The 17,969-nt window shown below is 63.3% G+C and carries 12 protein-coding genes; 5 read left to right on the top strand and 7 right to left on the bottom strand.

Annotated elements, in window-relative coordinates; genetic code table 11:
• Positions 1-235 precede the first annotated feature (235 nt).
• From AC56QX_RS05225 to AC56QX_RS05210, 4 genes are all read left to right on the top strand, one after another.
• On the top strand, positions 236-1,165 hold the full coding sequence (locus tag AC56QX_RS05225) for a carbohydrate ABC transporter permease (protein ID WP_497114090.1): 930 nt from the start codon (positions 236-238) through the stop codon (positions 1,163-1,165).
• Positions 1,166-1,175: 10 nt separating this feature from the next.
• The gene (locus tag AC56QX_RS05220) at positions 1,176-2,015 is read left to right on the top strand and encodes a carbohydrate ABC transporter permease (protein ID WP_477442276.1); all 840 of its coding nucleotides are present in this window, start codon (positions 1,176-1,178) and stop codon (positions 2,013-2,015) included.
• A gap of 247 nt (positions 2,016-2,262) precedes the next feature.
• Positions 2,263-3,324 carry a Gfo/Idh/MocA family protein gene (locus AC56QX_RS05215; RefSeq protein ID WP_497114089.1) on the top strand — a complete coding sequence of 354 codons (1,062 nt, stop codon included), beginning with the start codon at positions 2,263-2,265 and terminating at the stop codon, positions 3,322-3,324.
• 17 nt (positions 3,325-3,341) lie between these two features.
• Entirely contained in the window at positions 3,342-4,340 is a 999-nt protein-coding gene (locus AC56QX_RS05210; RefSeq protein WP_497114088.1) for an ABC transporter ATP-binding protein, read from the top strand.
• A 163-nt stretch (positions 4,341-4,503) separates the two neighbouring features.
• Here AC56QX_RS05210 and AC56QX_RS05205 read toward each other — a convergent pair whose 3' ends face one another.
• The 7 genes from AC56QX_RS05205 to AC56QX_RS05175 form a co-directional block, all read right to left on the bottom strand.
• On the bottom strand, positions 4,504-5,349 hold the full coding sequence (locus tag AC56QX_RS05205) for a fumarylacetoacetate hydrolase family protein (protein ID WP_497114086.1): 846 nt from the start codon (positions 5,347-5,349) through the stop codon (positions 4,504-4,506).
• A 26-nt stretch (positions 5,350-5,375) separates the two neighbouring features.
• A complete protein-coding gene (locus AC56QX_RS05200; RefSeq protein ID WP_497114085.1) occupies positions 5,376-6,107 on the bottom strand; it encodes an SDR family oxidoreductase in 732 nt (243 codons plus the stop codon).
• Between the two features lie 188 nt (positions 6,108-6,295).
• Complete coding sequence (locus AC56QX_RS05195; RefSeq protein WP_497114084.1) at positions 6,296-8,668, bottom strand: aldehyde dehydrogenase family protein; 2,373 nt, start codon at positions 8,666-8,668, stop codon at positions 6,296-6,298.
• A gap of 76 nt (positions 8,669-8,744) precedes the next feature.
• The gene (deoC, locus tag AC56QX_RS05190; RefSeq protein ID WP_497114083.1) at positions 8,745-9,800 is read right to left on the bottom strand and encodes a deoxyribose-phosphate aldolase; all 1,056 of its coding nucleotides are present in this window, start codon (positions 9,798-9,800) and stop codon (positions 8,745-8,747) included.
• Between the two features lie 201 nt (positions 9,801-10,001).
• The gene (locus AC56QX_RS05185; RefSeq protein ID WP_497114081.1) at positions 10,002-13,160 is read right to left on the bottom strand and encodes an efflux RND transporter permease subunit; all 3,159 of its coding nucleotides are present in this window, start codon (positions 13,158-13,160) and stop codon (positions 10,002-10,004) included.
• Positions 13,160-14,338 (bottom strand): efflux RND transporter periplasmic adaptor subunit, encoded by a 1,179-nt coding sequence (locus tag AC56QX_RS05180; protein WP_497114080.1) that lies wholly within the window; start codon positions 14,336-14,338, stop codon positions 13,160-13,162. Before AC56QX_RS05180 ends, AC56QX_RS05185 begins: the two co-directional genes overlap by 1 nt.
• Positions 14,339-14,826: 488 nt before the next feature.
• Positions 14,827-15,654: a ferredoxin--NADP reductase gene (locus AC56QX_RS05175; protein ID WP_497114079.1), complete on the bottom strand. Its 828-nt coding sequence runs from the start codon at positions 15,652-15,654 to the stop codon at positions 14,827-14,829.
• A gap of 220 nt (positions 15,655-15,874) precedes the next feature.
• On the opposite strand from AC56QX_RS05175, the gene AC56QX_RS05170 reads away from it, so the two are divergent.
• Positions 15,875-17,959 (top strand): hydantoinase/oxoprolinase family protein, encoded by a 2,085-nt coding sequence (locus tag AC56QX_RS05170; RefSeq protein ID WP_497114078.1) that lies wholly within the window; start codon positions 15,875-15,877, stop codon positions 17,957-17,959.
• Positions 17,960-17,969: the final 10 nt, after the last annotated feature.

Genomic DNA, 17,969 nt, shown 5'->3' with positions numbered 1-17,969 from the left:
CGGCCGGGCGCATGCCTGGCCGGTTCCGAATACCCTGTTCTCAGAAGTGCATCCGTTCAGATAGCGATTGTCGGCACCGCCTAGCGGCCTTACCCTTGATCACTTGGGGAAAGGCTGGCTGATCAGTCGCAGGCCTTCGTCCTTGCTGCATTGGGCAAGGATGTCTGGGCCGTGCATCGAGGCATCATCTAGCATCAACATCGTCTGGAACCGAGAGACGGCGGGGACCGAACTCATGGCCGCAGAAACACGACCGAAAAGACCGACCCGCTGGCACATCGGCGTCTTCCTGGCGCCGGCGCTGCTCGTCTACACGGCGATCATGATCCTGCCTTTGGCCGGCACACTGCAGCTGTCGCTGTTTCGCAACATCGAGCAGCACCAGATCTTCGTCGGGCTGGCGAACTTCCGCACCCTGTTTGGCGATCCCAACTGGTCCGTCGGCTTCTGGAACGCGCTCAGGAACAACACCTGGTTCTTCATGATCCACATGCTGGTGCAGAACCCGATCGGCGTCATGCTGGCGGCGCTTCTGTCCAGCCCGAGGCTCCGGTTTGCCGCTTTCTACCGCACGGCGATCTTCGTGCCGACCATCCTGTCCTTCGTCATCGTCGGCTTCGCCTGGAAGCTGATCCTGTCGCCGCTGTGGGGCGTGGCGCCGCATATGATGGATTTGGTCGGCCTGAAAAGCCTGTTCACGCCCTGGCTCGGCAAGGAACAATACGCGCTGACCGCGCTCAGCCTGATCTCTGTGTGGCAGTTCGTCGGCATTCCGATGATGCTGATCTACGCGGCGCTATTGTCGATCCCCGAAGAGGTGATCGAAGCGGCCGAATGCGACGGCATCACCGGCCTGTCGCAGTTCTGGAAGATCAAATTGCCGCTGATCCTGCCGTCGATCGGCATCATCTCGATCCTCACCTTCGTCGGTAATTTCAACGCCTTCGACCTGATCTACACCGCGCAAGGCGCGCTCGCCGGGCCGAATTATTCGACCGACATTCTCGGCACCTTCCTCTACCGCGCCTTCTTCGGCTTCCAGCTGCAGGTCGGCGATCCCAACATGGGTGCGGCGATCGCCACGATGATGTTCCTGATCATCCTCGGCGGCGTCTGCGTCTACCTCTTCCTCGTCCAGACGCGCCTGCGTCGCTACCAGTTCTGAGGGGCAAGAGATGAGCACCGCCACCCATTCGCTGCCCCGCACCATCGGCGCCCACGCGATCCTGCTGACCTACACGGCGATCGCGCTGTTCCCGGTGATCCTGGTGATCATGAACTCGTTCAAGTCCCGCGCCGGCATTTTTGGCGCGCCGCTGACGCCGCCGACGCCAAAGACGTTCGACCTGATCGGCTACACCACCGTCATCGGCCAGGGCGACTTCATCCACTATTTCCAGAACAGCCTCGTCGTCACCGTCGCCTCGCTGTTCTTCGTGCTGCTGTTCGGTGCGATGGCTGCCTTCGCGCTGTCGGAATACCGCTTCCGCGGCAATTCACTGATGGGCCTCTACCTGGCGCTCGGCATCATGATCCCGATCCGGCTCGGCACCGTCGCCATCCTGCAATTGATGGTGGCAAGCGGACTGGTCAACACGCTGACCTCGCTGATCCTGGTCTACACCGCGCAGGGCCTGCCGCTGGCCGTCTTCATCCTGTCGGAATTCATGAAGCAGGTGTCCGACGATCTGAAGAACGCCGGCCGCATCGACGGGCTGTCGGAATACACCATCTTCTTCCGCCTGGTGCTGCCGCTGGTGCGGCCATCGATGGCCACCGTCGCCGTCTTCACCATGATCCCGATCTGGAACGATCTGTGGTTCCCGCTGATCCTGGCGCCTTCGGAAGAGACCAAGACGGTGACGCTCGGCGCCCAGCTCTTCCTCGGCCAGTTCGTCACCAACTGGAACGCCATCCTGGCCGCACTCTCGCTGGCGATCATGCCGGTGCTGATCCTCTACGTCATCTTCTCGCGGCAACTGATCCGCGGCATTACGTCCGGAGCCGTCAAGTGAGCGGAGCCCTACAAATCTCTGCTGGAGCCTGCACCCCACCCGGCGCTGCGCGCCGACCTCCCCATCAAGGGGAGGTAGAAGGTCGCGGCTTCATTCACGACCTCAAACGGGCACCTTTCGGAGAAGCTTCTTTGGCAGTGGGGTGTTCGCGCCAACGTCCTACCTCCCCTCGATCGGGAGGTCGGCGCGCAGCGCCGGGTGGGGTGACACCCTCTCAAGAAGAAACTCGAATATCTGGAGTGGCTAGGTGAGCTCTAAATCGCCTCTTCGTGTCGTCGTCGCCGGGCTGGGCAATATGGGCCGCAGCCATGCGCTGGCCTACCACACCAATCCGGGCTTCGAGATCGCCGCACTCATCAACCGCTCCGACGTGCCCCTGCCGGACGGGCTGTCGGGCTATGGCATCAGGCGCTCCTTCGACGATGCGCTGCGCGAGGAAAAACCCGATGTCGCCTGTATCGCCACCTATTCCGACAGCCATGCCGACTATGCGGTGAGGGCGTTTGAGGCCGGCTGCCACGTCTTTGTCGAAAAGCCGCTGGCAACGACCGTCGCCGACGCAAAACGCGTCGTCGCGGCCGCCAAGGCCAACGGCAAAAAATTGGTGATCGGCTATATCCTGCGCCACCACCCGTCGTGGATCAGGCTGATCGCCGAGGCGCGCAAGCTCGGCGGCCCCTACGTCTTCCGCATGAATCTCAACCAGCAATCCTCAGGCCATACCTGGGAGACGCACAAGCAGCTGATGCAGACGACGTCGCCGATCGTCGACTGCGGCGTCCACTATCTCGACGTCATGCTGCAGATCACCGACGCCAAACCGGTCGAGGTGCGTGGCATGGGCGTGCGGCTGACCGACGAGGTCGCGCCCTCCATGTACAATTACGGCCACCTGCAGGTTCTGTTCGATGACGGTTCGGTCGGCTGGTACGAAGCCGGCTGGGGTCCGATGATCTCGGAAACGGCGTTCTTCGTGAAGGATGTCATCTCACCCAAGGGCTGCGTGTCGATCGTCATGAAGGAAGGTGTGAAGTCGGACGACATCGACACCCACACCAAGACCTCGACCATCCGCCTGCACAGTGCGGCGACCGGCGCGGACGGCAAATTCGCTAGGGAAGATGAAATGCTGTCGATGGCAGGCGAACCGGGTCATCAGGATCTCTGCGACCTCGAACAGGCCTTTGTGCTGAAGGCGATCCGCGAGGATCTGGATCTTACCAAACACATGGACGACGCGGTGAAATCGCTCGCCGTCTGCCTTGCCGCCGACGAGAGCGTGCGCAGCGGCGCAGCCGTCAAACTCTAGAGCTAGGAACAAATATTGTGGGCTCGCTGAAGATCGAGAATGTGAAGAAGGCCTTCGGGCCGGTCGAGGTGCTGAAGGGCATCAACCTCGAAGTGAATGATGGCGAATTCGTCGTCTTCGTCGGCCCGTCGGGCTGCGGCAAGTCGACCTTGCTCAGGGTCATCGCCGGGCTTGAGGATTCGACCTCTGGCCGGGTCGTCATCGACGGCGCGGATGTCTCGGCCACGCCGCCGGCCAAGCGCGGCATCGCCATGGTGTTCCAGACCTATGCCCTCTACCCGCATCTGACGGTGAAGAACAATATGGGCCTCGGCCTCAAGCAGGCCGGCACGCCTTCGGCCGAGATCGAGCGCCGCATCGGCATCGCCTCATCGATGCTGTCGCTGGAGCCCTATCTGGAGCGGCGGCCGGCGGAACTCTCCGGCGGCCAGCGCCAGCGCGTCGCCATCGGCCGCGCCGTGGTGCGCGAGCCAAAACTGTTCCTCTTCGATGAGCCGCTGTCGAACCTTGATGCAGCACTTCGCGTCAACACGCGTCTGGAAATCGCGCAGCTGCACCGCCGGCTGAAGGCGACGATGATCTACGTCACCCACGACCAGGTCGAGGCGATGACGCTGGCCGACAAGATCGTCGTGCTCAATGCCGGCCGGATCGAACAGATCGGCGGTCCGATGGAGCTCTACAATTCGCCGGCAAACGAGTTCGTCGCCGGCTTCATCGGCTCGCCCAAGATGAATTTCATCGATGGCGCGCGTCTTGGCGAAACGGCCAAGACCATCGGCGTGCGGCCGGAGCATCTGACGGTCGATCCGAGGTCAGGTGCCTGGAAAGGGACAGTGGTCCATGCAGAGCATCTTGGCGCCGACACCAATCTTTATCTCGATTGCGAGAAGGCGGGGCTGATTACTGTGCGCATCTTTGGCGTTTATGACGCCGAGCCGGGTGCCACGCTCTATGCGACGCCGGATCCGGCGAAGACGTATCGGTTTGGCGCGGATGGGAAGACGATCAAGTAGATACGTCGCCGCTGCCCCTCATTGCCCTGCCTGGCATTTCTCCCCGTAAACGGGGAGAAAGAGGCTGGCCGCAGCGCCGTCGCCTCCATTTCAGCGTCCTTCTCCCCGTTCACGGGGAGAAGATGGCGGGAGCCAGATGAGGGGCGGCGCAGGCCTATCTGGCCTACACGTCCGCCTTGAACGTCTGCTTCTGCTGGCCCAGGCCCTCGATGCCCAGCTCCACCACATCGCCAGCCTTCAAGAACACCGGCGGCTTCATGCCGAGGCCAACGCCGGGCGGTGTGCCGGTGGAGATGATGTCACCGGGGTGCAGCGACATGAACTGGCTGAGATAGGACACCAGGAAGGCGACGCCGTAGACCATGGTCTTGGTCGAGCCGTTCTGCATGGTCTTGCCGTTGACGGTCAGCCACATTTTGAGGTTCTGCGGGTCGGCGACTTCGTCCTTGGTCACCAGCCATGGGCCGGTCGGGCCGAACGTGTCGCAGCTCTTGCCCTTGGTCCACTGGCCCTGGCGTTCGGCCTGGAAGGCGCGCTCGGAGACGTCGTGGGCAACGGCATAGCCGGCGACATAATCGAGCGCGTCGGCTTCGCTGACATATTTCGCCGTCTTGCCGATCACCACGGCGAGCTCGACTTCCCAGTCGGTCTTCTCGGAGCCGCGCGGGATCAGCACGTCATCGTCCGGGCCGACAATGGCCGAGCTTGCCTTCATGAAGATGATCGGCTCCGGCGGCACGGTGGCGCCGGTTTCGGCGGCGTGGTCGGAATAGTTGAGGCCGATGCAGATGAACTTGCCGGTGCCGGCGACGCAGGGGCCGAGGCGAGGCTTGCCGGAAACCGGCGGCAGCGACTTCGCATCGATCTTGGACAGCATCTCCAGCGAGGCCGGATGAAGCACCGTGCCGGCAATGTCGGCGACATGGGCGGAGAGATCGCGGATCGTTCCATCCGCATCGAGCAGGCCGGGACGTTCGCTCCCCACCTCGCCATAGCGCAGCAGTTTCATAGAATGCTCTCCTCAGTCAGATTGGTTCAGATCGACCAGCCGCCGTCGATATTATAGGCCTGTCCGGACGTATAGGTGGCGCCGGCCAGATAGACGGCAAGATCGGCGATTTCTTCCGGCGTGCCGAGCCGGCCCATCGGCTGGCGGGCGATAAAGGCGGCGCGGGCGGCTTCATAATCGCCTTGCGCATGCATGCGGTCCTGCAGCGACGGGCTCTCGACCGTGCCGGGGCAGATGGCGTTGCAGCGTATGCCCTTGCTGACATAATCGGCGGCAATTGCCTTGGTCAGGCCGATGACCGCGGCCTTGGTGACGCCATAGGCGAAGCGGTTCGGCACGCCTTTGCCGGCGCCGGCGACCGAAGACATGTTGATGATCGATCCATCGCCGCGCTCCAGCATGCTGGGCAGCACCGCACGTATGGTGCGGATCATGGCGCGGACATTGAGGTTGAAAGCGAAATCGAGATCGCCATCCTTCATTTCGAGGATCGAGCCGGAATGGACGAAACCGGCGCAGTTGAACAGCACGTCGACGCGGCCGATTTCGGCGAAGGCGGCGTTGACGGCCTCGTCGTTGAGCACATCCAGCTTGCGGGTCTTGATGTCAGACGTCTTGGCGAGTTCGGCGAGAAGCGTCTCGTTGATATCGGTGGCGTAGACGGTGGCTCCAGCCTTGGCGAAGGCCAGCGCGCTCGCCTTGCCGATGCCTTGCGCCGCTGCCGTGATGACAACGACCTTGCCTGCCAGATCCGCCATATCTTTCCTCGCCTGCTTTGGGCCAACTGCCTTTATCGGCGACCGGCGAAGGCGTCATGTGCCAGTCAGGCGCTGTTGTGCGGCCTGTGTCGCAGCCAGTTCACTGATAAAGATGTTTTTTCTCGTTAAAGAACATGTGTCCGGGCGTCAAGCCCGAACACGATCACCATTGCAACAGCCTGGAAATGTCAGTCGCCGTAAGGCACCCAGACATTCTTGACCTCGACGGCGCGGCGCAGGAAAGCATCGCCAGCCGCTTCGTCGGATGCCCAATCGAGGCTACGGCCGTTGCCGCTCCAGACGCGCTTGAGGTTGCCGATGGAGTCGGCCTCCGCCTTGGCGCAGGTCTCGGCATCGGCGAACACCCAGAGCCCGTCGACATCGTCATGCTTGGCCAGAACGCCGGCAAGCTCCGCCGTGCGGCCGGTGACGATGTTGATGGCGCCGGCCGGAACGTCGGAATATTCGATCACCTGGTAGAGATCGGTGGCCAGCAGCGGATAGCGCTCGGACGGCACCGCGACCACCGTGTTGCCCATGGCCAGCGCCGGCGCGATCAGCGAGATCAGGCCAAGCAGCGGCGACGCGTCCGGTGCGACGACGCCGACGACGCCGACCGGCTCGTGCAGTGCCAGCGTCACGGCACGGGCCGGCGGCTGGTGCACGCGGCCCTCGAACTTGTCGGCAAGACCGGCATAGAGGAACAGCCGTTCGATCGTTTGGTCTACCTCTTCCCGCGCGGCCTTGGGCGTAGCGCCGGTCAACTCGGTCAGACGCGCGGTAAACTCGTCGGCACGGCCCGAAAGGTTCTCCGCCAGATAATAAAGCACCTGGGAGCGGTTGTAGGCGGTGGCCTCTGGCCAGGCCTTGCAGGCACGGGCGGCCGAAACCGCGTCACGGATATCCTTGCGGCTGCCGAGGCCAACTTCACCCGCTAGCTTGCCCTTGGCGGTCGCGACCGCCAGCGAGTAATTGCCATCCGGCCGCACCTGCTTGCCGCCGATGAACAGTTTTGCCGTGCGGTCGATGGCCGCGCCGTCGCTCTGTTCCACGGGCTGCGCCGGGAGCGTCGCCGGCTTGATGACCGGGCCGAGCGGCAGTTTTGCCGTGAGATATTCGAACATGCCTTCGCGCCCGCCCTCGCGGCCGAAGCCGCTCTCGCGACAACCACCAAAACCGCAGGCGGCGTCGAACATGTTGGTGCCGTTGACCCAGACGACGCCGGCCTTCAGCTGCGGCGCGACATGGAGCGCGAGGTTGACGTTCTCGCTCCACACGCTCGCCGCAAGGCCGTAGCGCGTATTGTTGGCAAGCTCGATCGCTTCCTCGGTGTTGCGGAAGGTCATGGTCGCCAGCACCGGTCCAAACACCTCTTCCTGGGCAAGAATATTAGCCGGCGAAACACCAGTGGCGAGTGTCGGCAGATGGTAATAACCGGAGGACGGCAGCACCGCATCCGGCTGCCAGCAGACGGCGCCCTGTTTCGCCCCTTCCGCGACCAGACCCTTGACGCGGTCGAGCTGGCTGATGTCGACCAGTGGGCCGATATCGGTATTCTTGTCGAGCGGGCTGCCGACGCGCAGCCGGCTCATCCGCGTCTTGACCTTGGCGATCAAGGCTTCGGCGATGCCTTCCTGCACCAGGAGCCGCGAGCCGGCGCAGCAGACCTGGCCCTGGTTGAACCAGATGCCGTCGACCAGGCCTTCAACGGCGCTGTCGAGATCGGCGTCCTCGAAAACGATGAAGGCCGACTTGCCACCAAGCTCCAGCGACAGTTTCTTGCCCGACCCGGCGGTTGCCTTGCGGATGATCTTACCGACTTCCGAAGAGCCGGTGAAGGCGATCTTCTGGATACCGGCATGGTTGACGATGGCCGCACCCGCTTCCGGTCCGCCCTGCACGATGTTGACGACGCCCTTCGGCACGCCCGCGCGTTCGCAGATCTCGGCGAACAGGATGGCGGTCAGCGGGGTGAACTCGGCCGGCTTCAGCACCACCGCGCAGCCGGCGGCAAGGGCCGGCGCGATCTTCCAGGCCAGCATCAGCAGCGGGAAATTCCACGGGATGATCTGGCCGACGACGCCGACACCCTTGTGGCCGGGAAAATCCTTGTCCAGCGCCTGTGCCCAGCCGGCATGGTGGATGAAATGGCGGATCGCCAGCGGCACGTCGATGTCGCGGCTTTCGCGGATCGGCTTGCCATTGTCGATCGATTCCAGCACCGCGAACAGGCGCTGGTGCCGCTGCATGGCACGGCCGATGGCATAGAGCACTTTTGCCCTGGCGTAGCCCGAGGACGCCGCCCATTTCGGCAGCGCCTTGGTGGCGGCCGCAACCGCCGCGTCGATATCGGCCGCACTGGCGTCGGACACCTTGGCCAGCAGCTTGCCGGAGGATGGTTCGCTGGTGTCGAAAGTCTTGCCGCCGGTGGCGGCTTTCCAGCCACCGTCGATGAACAGCGCCTTGCCGAAATCGCGCGCGGCAAGCCACGCATCGGCCTCGTTGCGGGCTTCCGGGGCCGGGCCGTACTCCATGGCGTGATAGCAGTCGAGAATGTTCATGGGGTGCCTCCTTTACCCTCCCCCTTGTGGGGAGGGTCGATCGGCGAAGCCGATCGGGGTGGGGGTAATTGGGTGCTCAAGCCATTGCGTGGCGGTGATTGGCCGAATAGTGACCGGTCAGATGGTGCTCGAGTTGCCGCTCGATGTCGGTCAAAAGGCTCGACGCGCCGAAGCGGAACAGCTCCGGCTCCAGCCATGGCCGGCCGAGCTCTTCCTTCATCAGCACCAGCCAGTCGAGCGAGGCCTTTGCTGTGGAAATGCCGCCGGCGGGCTTGAAGCCGATGAGATAGCCGGTTTCCTCGAAATAGGCCCTGATGGCGCGCACCATGGCGAGGCCAACGGGCAGCGTCGCATTGACGCTTTCCTTGCCGGTCGAGGTCTTGATGAAGTCGGCGCCCGCCATCATCGCCACCATCGAGGCCAGCATGACATTGCGCAAAGTGGCGAGGTCGCCGGTGCCCAAAATGACCTTCAGATGCGCGTCACCGCAGGCCGCGCGCATCGAGACGATTTCATTGTAGAGTTCCCGCCATTTGGCGCCGAATACCAGCCCGCGCGGAATGACGACGTCGATCTCGTCGGCGCCGTCGCGCACCGAGGCCTCGATTTCCTGCAGGCGGGTCGACAGTGGTGCCAGGCCATGCGGAAAGGCGGTGGAAACGGCGGCGACATGGATGCCGGTGCCGCGCACGGCGTCGACGGCCGTGGCGACGAAGGGATGATAGACGCAGACGGCGGCCGGGCGGATGGTTTCGCCCGCAATGCCCAGTCTTTCGACGATGTCGCGGCGGAATGGATTGATCGCCTTGGCGCAGAGCCGGCGCACGCGTTCCTCGGTGTCGTTGGAATTCAGCGTCGTCAGATCCATGCAGGCGACGGCGCGCAGCAGCCAGGCCGCCTGGTTGTCGGCCTTGATCGAGCGCCGCTTGGTCAGGCTGACAACGCGGCGCTCGAGCGCCGAGCGGTTGACGCTGCGCACCGATTCCATGAAGCCGAGATCGAGCTTCATGCCGGGATTGCGCGCGATGCGATGGTCCAGCGGAACTGGTGTGTTGGCGGCGGCGCGGGCCGGCAGCGGCGTCACCTTGGACGCGCTGGTGCCAGGCTCGGCTTCGCGGATCGTGTTGCTCATTTCCTGCCCTTTCTCGTTCAATGCATGTCGCCCAAAAGTGACCTCGGTTTTGGGGGAACGACATGCATAAAAACAAAAACCTAGAGCGCGTTGCGTGAATCCGTTTCGACGCGACGCGCTTTAGGGCGATACTTACACGATCGTTTCGGTCGAGGCCACAAGCCTGTCCTGTCTGATGCCGACCTTAATCGTTGAGGCAGCCTACTCGGCCGCCAGCTTGCGCGCAGGCTGGCCGATTTCAGCCTCCATAGGCTCGGGTTCACTGTCATCTTGCTCATGTTTGCGAAATGAGGTGAGCCAATGAGAGAGGTCGTCGAGGTAGAGATAGATCACCGGCGTGGTGAAAAGCGTCAGCGCCTGGCTGACAAGCAGGCCGCCGAACATTGTGTAACCGAGCGGCTGGCGGATTTCCGCCCCGGTGCCGTTCTCCAGCATCAGCGGCAGCGCGCCCAGCATGGAAACCATGGTGGTCATCATGATCGGCCGGAAGCGCAGCAGACAGGCCTGGCGGATTGATTCCAGCGAGCTGAGATGCTGGTCCCGCTCGGCCGCGATGGCGAAGTCGACCATCATGATACCGTTCTTCTTGACGATGCCGATCAGCAGGATGACGCCGATCAGGCCGATCAGGTTGAATTCCATATGGAAGACCAGCAGCGTGCCCAGCGCGCCAAGCCCGGCGGAGGGCAGCGTGGAGAGAATGGTCAGCGGGTGGACGTAGCTTTCGTAGAGGATGCCGAGGATCAAATAGACCACGACCAGGGCGCCGAGGATAAGCACCGGCACTGAAGACAGCGACTGCTGAAAGGCCTGCGCCGTCCCGGTGTAGTTCGTCTGGATGGTCGCCGGCAGCCGCATCTCGGCGGCGGCCCTGTCGATCGCCGCGGTGGCCTGGCCGAGCGCGACGTTGGGCGCCAGGTTGAAGCTGATCGTCACCGACGGGAATTGGCCTTCGTGGTTGATGACCAGCGGCTGCACCGGCTTCGTCGTCCATTTGGCGATCGCCGAGAGCGGAACCTGCGAACCGCTCGACGTCGTCAGATAGATCTGGTTGAGCGCCTTGAGGTTGCCGCGCAGCGATGGCAGCACCTCCAGGATCACGTCATAGGTCGAAAGCTGCGTGAAGTACTGGGCGATTTGACGCTGGCCGAAGGCGTCGTTGAGCGTGTTGTCGACATCGTTCGCCGTCAGGCCGTAGCGGGCGGCCTGGTCGCGATCGACCTGCAGCGTCAGCGTTGTGCCGGAGCTCATCTGGTCGGTCGAGACGTCCCGCAATTCGGGCAGGCGCTGCAAGGCCGTCAACAGCTTGGGCGCCCAGTCGTCGAGCGTGTCGAGGTCGCTGCTTTCCAGCACGTACTGATATTGCGACGCCGACAGCCCGGCGCCGACGCGCACGTCCTGCGAGGCCTGCATGAACAGGCGCGCGCCCTGGACGACCGAGAGCTTCGGTTGCAGCCGCCGGATGATCTGGTCGGCCGAAACATCGCGCTCGTCGCGCGGCTTCAACTGGATGAACATGCGGCCGGTGTTCTGCGTGTTGCCGCTGCCGCCCGTCGATGCGGCGAAATGCGCCACCGCCGGATCCTTGGAGACGATCCCGGCAAATTGCGCCATGTAGGACTGCATCTGGCCGGTGGAGACATCCTGGCCGGCGATCACCTGGCCGAAAATCAGGCCGGTGTCCTGCTGCGGGAAGAAGCCGCTTGGAACCAGCGTGAAGAAATAGCCGGTCAAGCCCACGCAGGTCAGGAACACCAGCAGCGTGATGAAACGATGTCCAAGCGCCCGATCGAGGCCGCGCTCATAGGCGCGCAGCATGCCATCGAAGACGCTTTCGCTCCACCGGTAGAGCCTGCCGTGATGTTCCTCATTGGCGGGCTTGATGAAACGCGAGGCCAGCATCGGCGTCAGCGTCAGCGAAACACAGGCCGAAACCAGGATTGTCATGGCCAGCGTCACCGCGAACTCCTTGAACAAGCGGCCGATAATGCCGCTCATCAACAGCAGCGGGATCAGCACGGCCACCAGCGAAATCGAGATCGACATGATGGTGAAGCCGATCTCGCTGGCGCCGCGGATCGCGGCATCCATAGGTTTCTCGCCGTGCTCGATATAGCGGACGATGTTCTCCAGCATGACGATCGCGTCGTCGACGACGAATCCGATCGAGATCGTCAACGCCATCAGCGACAGATTGTCGATGCTGTAACCGGCGGACCACATCAGGGCGCATGCGCCAAGCAGCGCCAGCGGCACGGTGAAGGCCGGGATCGCCGTCGCCCAGACATTGCGCAGGAACAGGAAGATCACCATCACCACCATGCCGATGGTGAGCATCAGCGTGAACTGCACGTCCGCCACCGAGGCGCGGATGGTCTGCGTCCGGTCGGAAAGCACCTGCAGCTTCAGCGAAGCCGGCATCGAGGCGGTCAGCATCGGCAGCTCCGCCTTGATCTTGTCGACCGTGTCGATGATGTTGGCGCCGGGCTCCTTGAAAATGACGAGGACGACGCCGCGTGTCGTGTCGGTCCAGCCGGCCTGGGTGTAGTCCTGCGCGTCGAGCACGGCCCGGCCGACATCCTTGACCCGCACCGGCGCCCCATCGCGATAGGCGATGATGGCGTTGTTCCAGTCATCGGCGGCGGTCATCTGGTCGTTGGAGAAGATGGTGAAGGAGCGCACTTCGCCCTGGATGTTGCCCTTGGGCAGGTCCACCGTGCCGATCGACAGCGGGGTGCGCACCGCTTCCAGCGACAGGCCCCTTGCCGCGAGCTTGGCCGGATCGAGCTGGACACGGATCGACGGTGTCTGCTGGCCGCCGACCAGCACCTGGCCGACGCCGTCGACATGGCTGATCACCTGCGCGAGCTTGGTGTAGACGTCGTCGCTCAATGTCGTCAGCGGCAAGTCGGTCGAACTGGCGCCGATCAGCATGATCGGCGAATCGGTCGGGTTGACCTCCCTGTAGGTCGGTGGATTGGGAAGGTTCTTCGGCAGCTGTCCGCCGGCGGCATTGATGGCCGACTGCACCAGCCCGGCGGCCGATGCGATGTCGACGTCGAGCGCGAATTGCAAGGTGATCTGGCTGGAACCCGACAGGCTGCTCGACGTCATTTCGGCAACGCCCGGAATCTGCGCGAACTGCGTCTCGAGCGGCTGGGTCACCGACGATGCTATGGTGATCGGGTCGGCGCCCGGCAGGCTGGTCGACACCTGGATCGTCGGAAAGTCGACGTTCGGCATCGCCGCGACCGGCAGGTTGAGATAAGCCACCACGCCGACGAACAGCACGCCGATCATCAGCAGCGACGTGGCTACGGGATAGCGGATGAAAGGCGTGGAAACACCGATGGCTGCCATCAGCTTGCACCTCCGGCAGCGCCGTTCTGCGCCTGCCCCGCACTTGGAGCCGGCGTTGGATCGACGCTTGCGCCGTCAACCACGCGGTATTGACCACCAACGACGACAATTTGCCCCTGGCTGAGGCCGTCGGTGACGACCGTTTCGCCGCCGTCCGAAGGACCTGTCTTGACGGTCTGACGACGGACCTTGCCGTCGTCGCCGACGACATAGGCGAAGAGCCCGTCAGGGCCATGCTGGACGGCTTCGTCCGGCACCACGATCGCGCCTGCCATCGTGCCGATATGGATGCGTGTGTTGACGGACAGGCCCGGCCATAACGCATCGTCCTGGTTTGCGAATGTCGCCCTGAGCGAAATCGTGCCGGAAGCCTGGTCGACTGCGTTCTGGACAGCTTCCAGCTTGCCGCTCGCCAGCACGGTCTTCATGTCCGCGCCCAGCGTGTCGATCGAAACCGGGCCGGAAGCGAAAACCTTGTTGATGGTCGGAACGTTGTCCTGCGGTTCCGTGAACGCCACATAGATGGGCTGAAGCTGTACGACTGTGAAAAGCCCGGGGCTTTGACCAATCTGCACGATGTTGCCGGGGTCGATGGTGCGGAAGCTGGTCTTGCCGGTCAGCGGCGCCGTGATGCTGGTGAAATCGAGGTTGAGCTGCGCCGCCTCGATGGCGGCCTTGTCGCCCTCGATCGTGGCCGCGGTGGAGTTGACCACAGCCTGCTGGTTGTCGACGTCCTGCTGCGTCTCGAAGGTCTTTTGCAGAAGGGTGGAAAGGCGTTTGAGGACGACCTGCGCGTTCTTGAGCGTCGCTTCGTCCTCCGCCTCCTTGGCCTTCGCCTGGTCGAGCACCGCCTGATACGGGCGAGGGTCGATCACGGCGAGCAGGTCGCCCTGCTTGACCATCTGCCCCTCCTCGACCGGAACCTGGGTGACGACACCGGCGACACGGCTTGAGATGCTGACATTGTTCAGCGGCGTCACCGTTCCGAGCCCGTAGAGGTAAAGCGGGAAATCGGTTTTTTGCACGGTGGCCACGGTGACCGGGACCTTGGGCGCGGGTTGCGCCGATTGAGTGGCGGTGGCAGCCCTTGCCGCTCCGTCGGCGTGGTTGCGCCATATTCCGTAGCCGCCGCTCAAGACGAGGATTGTGGTCAATAGGACGATACGCCGAGAACGCATGGGTCGGTTTCGCCTGACTTGCTGTGTTGTGGAAATGGTCATGATGCCGTCCACCTGCGGGCAAGAATATCAAGCCTTTTCAGGATGGTTGGGGGTTAGGACCGACCGTGTCGATCACCGGGAGAGTAGTCCCGATGAGCCAGCCCTGTCAGGTTACAAGTCGGTCATGTTGCGCTGCGGCATTCAACGATGCGTGAGGCCACCTCGAATGCTGCATCGCAATAAAGTGACTTCTATGGTGCGCCTGAGCGAAGGCTCGAGGAGCGCCTCAACCGTCGACGGCTATGCCGGCCCGGTCGACGCGGCAGACGTCGTCGGTGCGGTTCCAGGGTAAATCTTGCCTGACTGGAAATCGGAATGGCGGGTGGGCGGCGACAGGCGCACGCTTGCCGTGTTTTCGGTTGGGATGGGGTAGCCCGAGCTATTGCAGCAGCCTATCCAGACTTGAGTATTCGCCTGGAAAGGCAGCATGTTCCGGGCAGCAGGTCTCAGCCGACGAAGGCGCGCTCGACCACGAATGTCGCCGGATGGCTGAGCGAGCCTTCCTGGAAGCCGAGGCTTTCGGCGAGTTCCTTGACGTCCTTGAGCATATGCATCGAGCCGCAGATCATGATGCGGTCGGTCTCGGGATTGAGCTTCTCGATGCCGAGGTCGGCATAGAATTTTCCGGAGCCGATCAGCGCGGTGATGCGGCCCATGCAGGCCGACTCTTCGCGGGTGGTCGAATTGTAGAGCGTGACGCGCCCGGCGGTCAGCTCGCCGATCAGCGGGTCGCTTTCAAGTGCTGCCACCAATTCCTGGCCATAGGTCAGCTCGGCATTGTCGCGGCAGGTATGGGTCAGGATCAGCTGATCGAATTTCTCATAGGTGTCGGGATCGCGCAGCAGGCTGGCGAAAGGCGCGATGCCGGTGCCGGTCGAGATCATGAACAGCCGCTTGGCCGGCGTCAGCGCGTCGACCACCAACGTGCCGGTCGACTTCTGGCGCATGATGACGGTATCGCCGACCTGGATCTTCTGCAGTTCCGAGGTCAGCGGGCCGTCCGGCACCTTGATCGAGAAGAATTCCAGCTCTTCGTCCCAGGCCGGGCTGGCCACCGAATAGGCACGGTAAACCGGCTTTTCGGCATTGGGCAGACCGATCATGACGAACTCGCCGGAGCGGAAGCGCAGCGACTGCGGACGGGTGATGCGGAACGAGAACAGCCGGTCGGTGTAGTGCTTCACCGACACGACGGTCTCGGCATAGACATTCGCCGGAATCGGAAACTGCAGCGGGCGGGCGCCGGCGGTGTTGAGAGCGGATGTGGTGTTCATCAAATCCAACTTTCTGGCCCAACTGCGGATGCGGGCGCCAAACTTTCACCTGCGCGCCCGGACCGTTCAGGTCCCGGCGTGCTGTTCGCACACTCCAAAGCGGTAAGCTCTTGTGTCCGGAATTTATTAGTATACAAACGATATTTGCGTCAAGATGCTACCTTAAAACACCTTTCCAAACTGACGCATATCCGTAGTCTCAGCATTTCGGGTTTCGACGATGAAAGAGAATTTTCCAGCGCAAGCGCGCGATTCCCTGGGAAATGTCGTTGCCGGCATCGATGTCGGCGGAACCTTCACCGACCTGCTTCTGATCGACGGCAAGGACGGTGGCAAGGTGCATATCGCCAAGACCCCGACCACGGTCGACAACCAGGCGTTCGGCGTGGTTTCGGCACTTGGCGCCACCGGATTTGCGATCGACGGCATCGACCTCATCGTGCATGGCACGACCACCACCACCAATGCCGTTCTGGAGCGCCGGCTGGCCAGGACCGGCATGATCACCACGCGCGGCTTTCGCGACGTGATCGAGCTCGGCCGGCGCACGCGGCCGCAACCCTATGGCATGACCGGCAGCTTCGTCCCGATCATCCCGCGCAATCTCCGGCTCGAAGTGTCGGAGCGCGTCGAGGCCTCGGGTGCGGTGCGCACGCCGCTCGACGAAGCCGAAATGCGCGAGGCGGTGAACGCGCTGATCGCGGCCGGCTGCGAATCCCTCGTCATCCATTTCCTGCATTCCTACGCCAACCCGGCGCATGAGCGGCGCGCCGCCGAAATCGCCGCCGAGCTCTGGCCGAACAGCTACATCACCACAGGACACGCTTTGCTGTCGGAAGCGCGCGAATTCGAGCGCGGGGTGACGGCTTCCGTCAACGCTTCTGTGCAGCCGATCCTCGAGCGCTACGTCGAGCGGCTGCGCAAGGAATTGGCGGCCAAGGGCTATGCCCGCGACTTCCTGATCATGAACGGCAATGGCGGCATGATCTCGGCCCGCTTCGTTACACGTGAATCGGCTAAGACCGTGATGTCCGGCCCGGCCTCGGGCGTCATCGCCGCCGCCTATACCGGCAAGCGCGCCGGCTTCGAAAATCTCGTCACCTACGACATGGGCGGTACCTCGACCGATGTGGCGCTGATCCGCAACGCCGAGCCCGCCGTCTCGAACGAGATCGAGATCGAATATGCCATGCCGATCCACGTGCCGATGGTGGCGGTGCACACGGTCGGCGCCGGCGGCGGCTCGATCGCCCGCGTCGATGCGGCCGGACTGATCCAGATCGGCCCGGAAAGTGCGGGCGCCAATCCCGGCCCGATCTGCTATGGGCGCGGCGGCCTGGAGCCGACCATCACCGACGCCAATCTGGTGCTCGGCCGGTTGGCGCCGAAGAAGCTGCTGGCCGTCGAAAACCCGGTCACATCGGAGCGCGTCACCGGCATTTTCGAGGACAGAATAGGCAAGGCGACCGGCCTGTCCGGCGTCGAGGCAGCGGGTGCGGTTCTGCGGCTCGGCAACATGAAGATGGCCGGCGCCATCCGCATGGTCTCGGTGTCGCGCGGCCATGACCCGCGCGATTTTGCGCTATTTGCCTTCGGCGGCGCCGGGCCGCTGCATGCGACCGCTTTGGCGCGCGAACTCGGCCTGCCGCGTGTGCTGGTGCCGGCGCGTCCCGGCATCACCAACGCGCTCGGCTGCGTCGTCGCCGATCTGCGCCACGACTTCGTCAACACCATCAACCAGCCGGTGGCAGTGCTCGATGAGGCCCAGCTTCACGCGGTATTGGAACGGCACCGAAACGAAGGCGAAGAGCTCATCGGCAAGGAAGCGGTGAAGCCGGAGACGATCCGCGTCACCCATTCCGCCGACATGCAGTTCGTCGGTCAGACCCATATCATCAACGTGCCGCTGCCGTCCTCGTCCGTGACCCGGCAGGAATTGCAGGCGCTGTTCGAAAAAGCCTATTTCGCCCGCTTCAAGGTCGAGCTGCCGGAGATCCGCGCCAACCTCGTCAACCTCAACACCTCGGTCACCGGCGTACGCCCCGCGATCGATCTTTCACGACTGATCGACCCGGCCGGACGCGCGAAGACGCTCGATGAGGCACGACGCGAGATTCGGCCCGTCTGGTACGCGGGCCAGTGGCACGACACGCCGGTGTATGCGCGCGAAAAACTGCCGCTCGACGCGGTCATTGAAGGCCCGGCGATCCTCGAACAGATGGACGCCACCACCGTGCTCGAACCCGGCGACCGCGCAAGATCCGACGCCGACGGCAACATCATCATCGACATTGGCGAGGCCTGAGATGCCTGAC

This window comes from Mesorhizobium sp. RCAM 06353, assembly GCF_059683585.1.
This window is presented reverse-complemented; position numbering and strand designations above follow the sequence as displayed.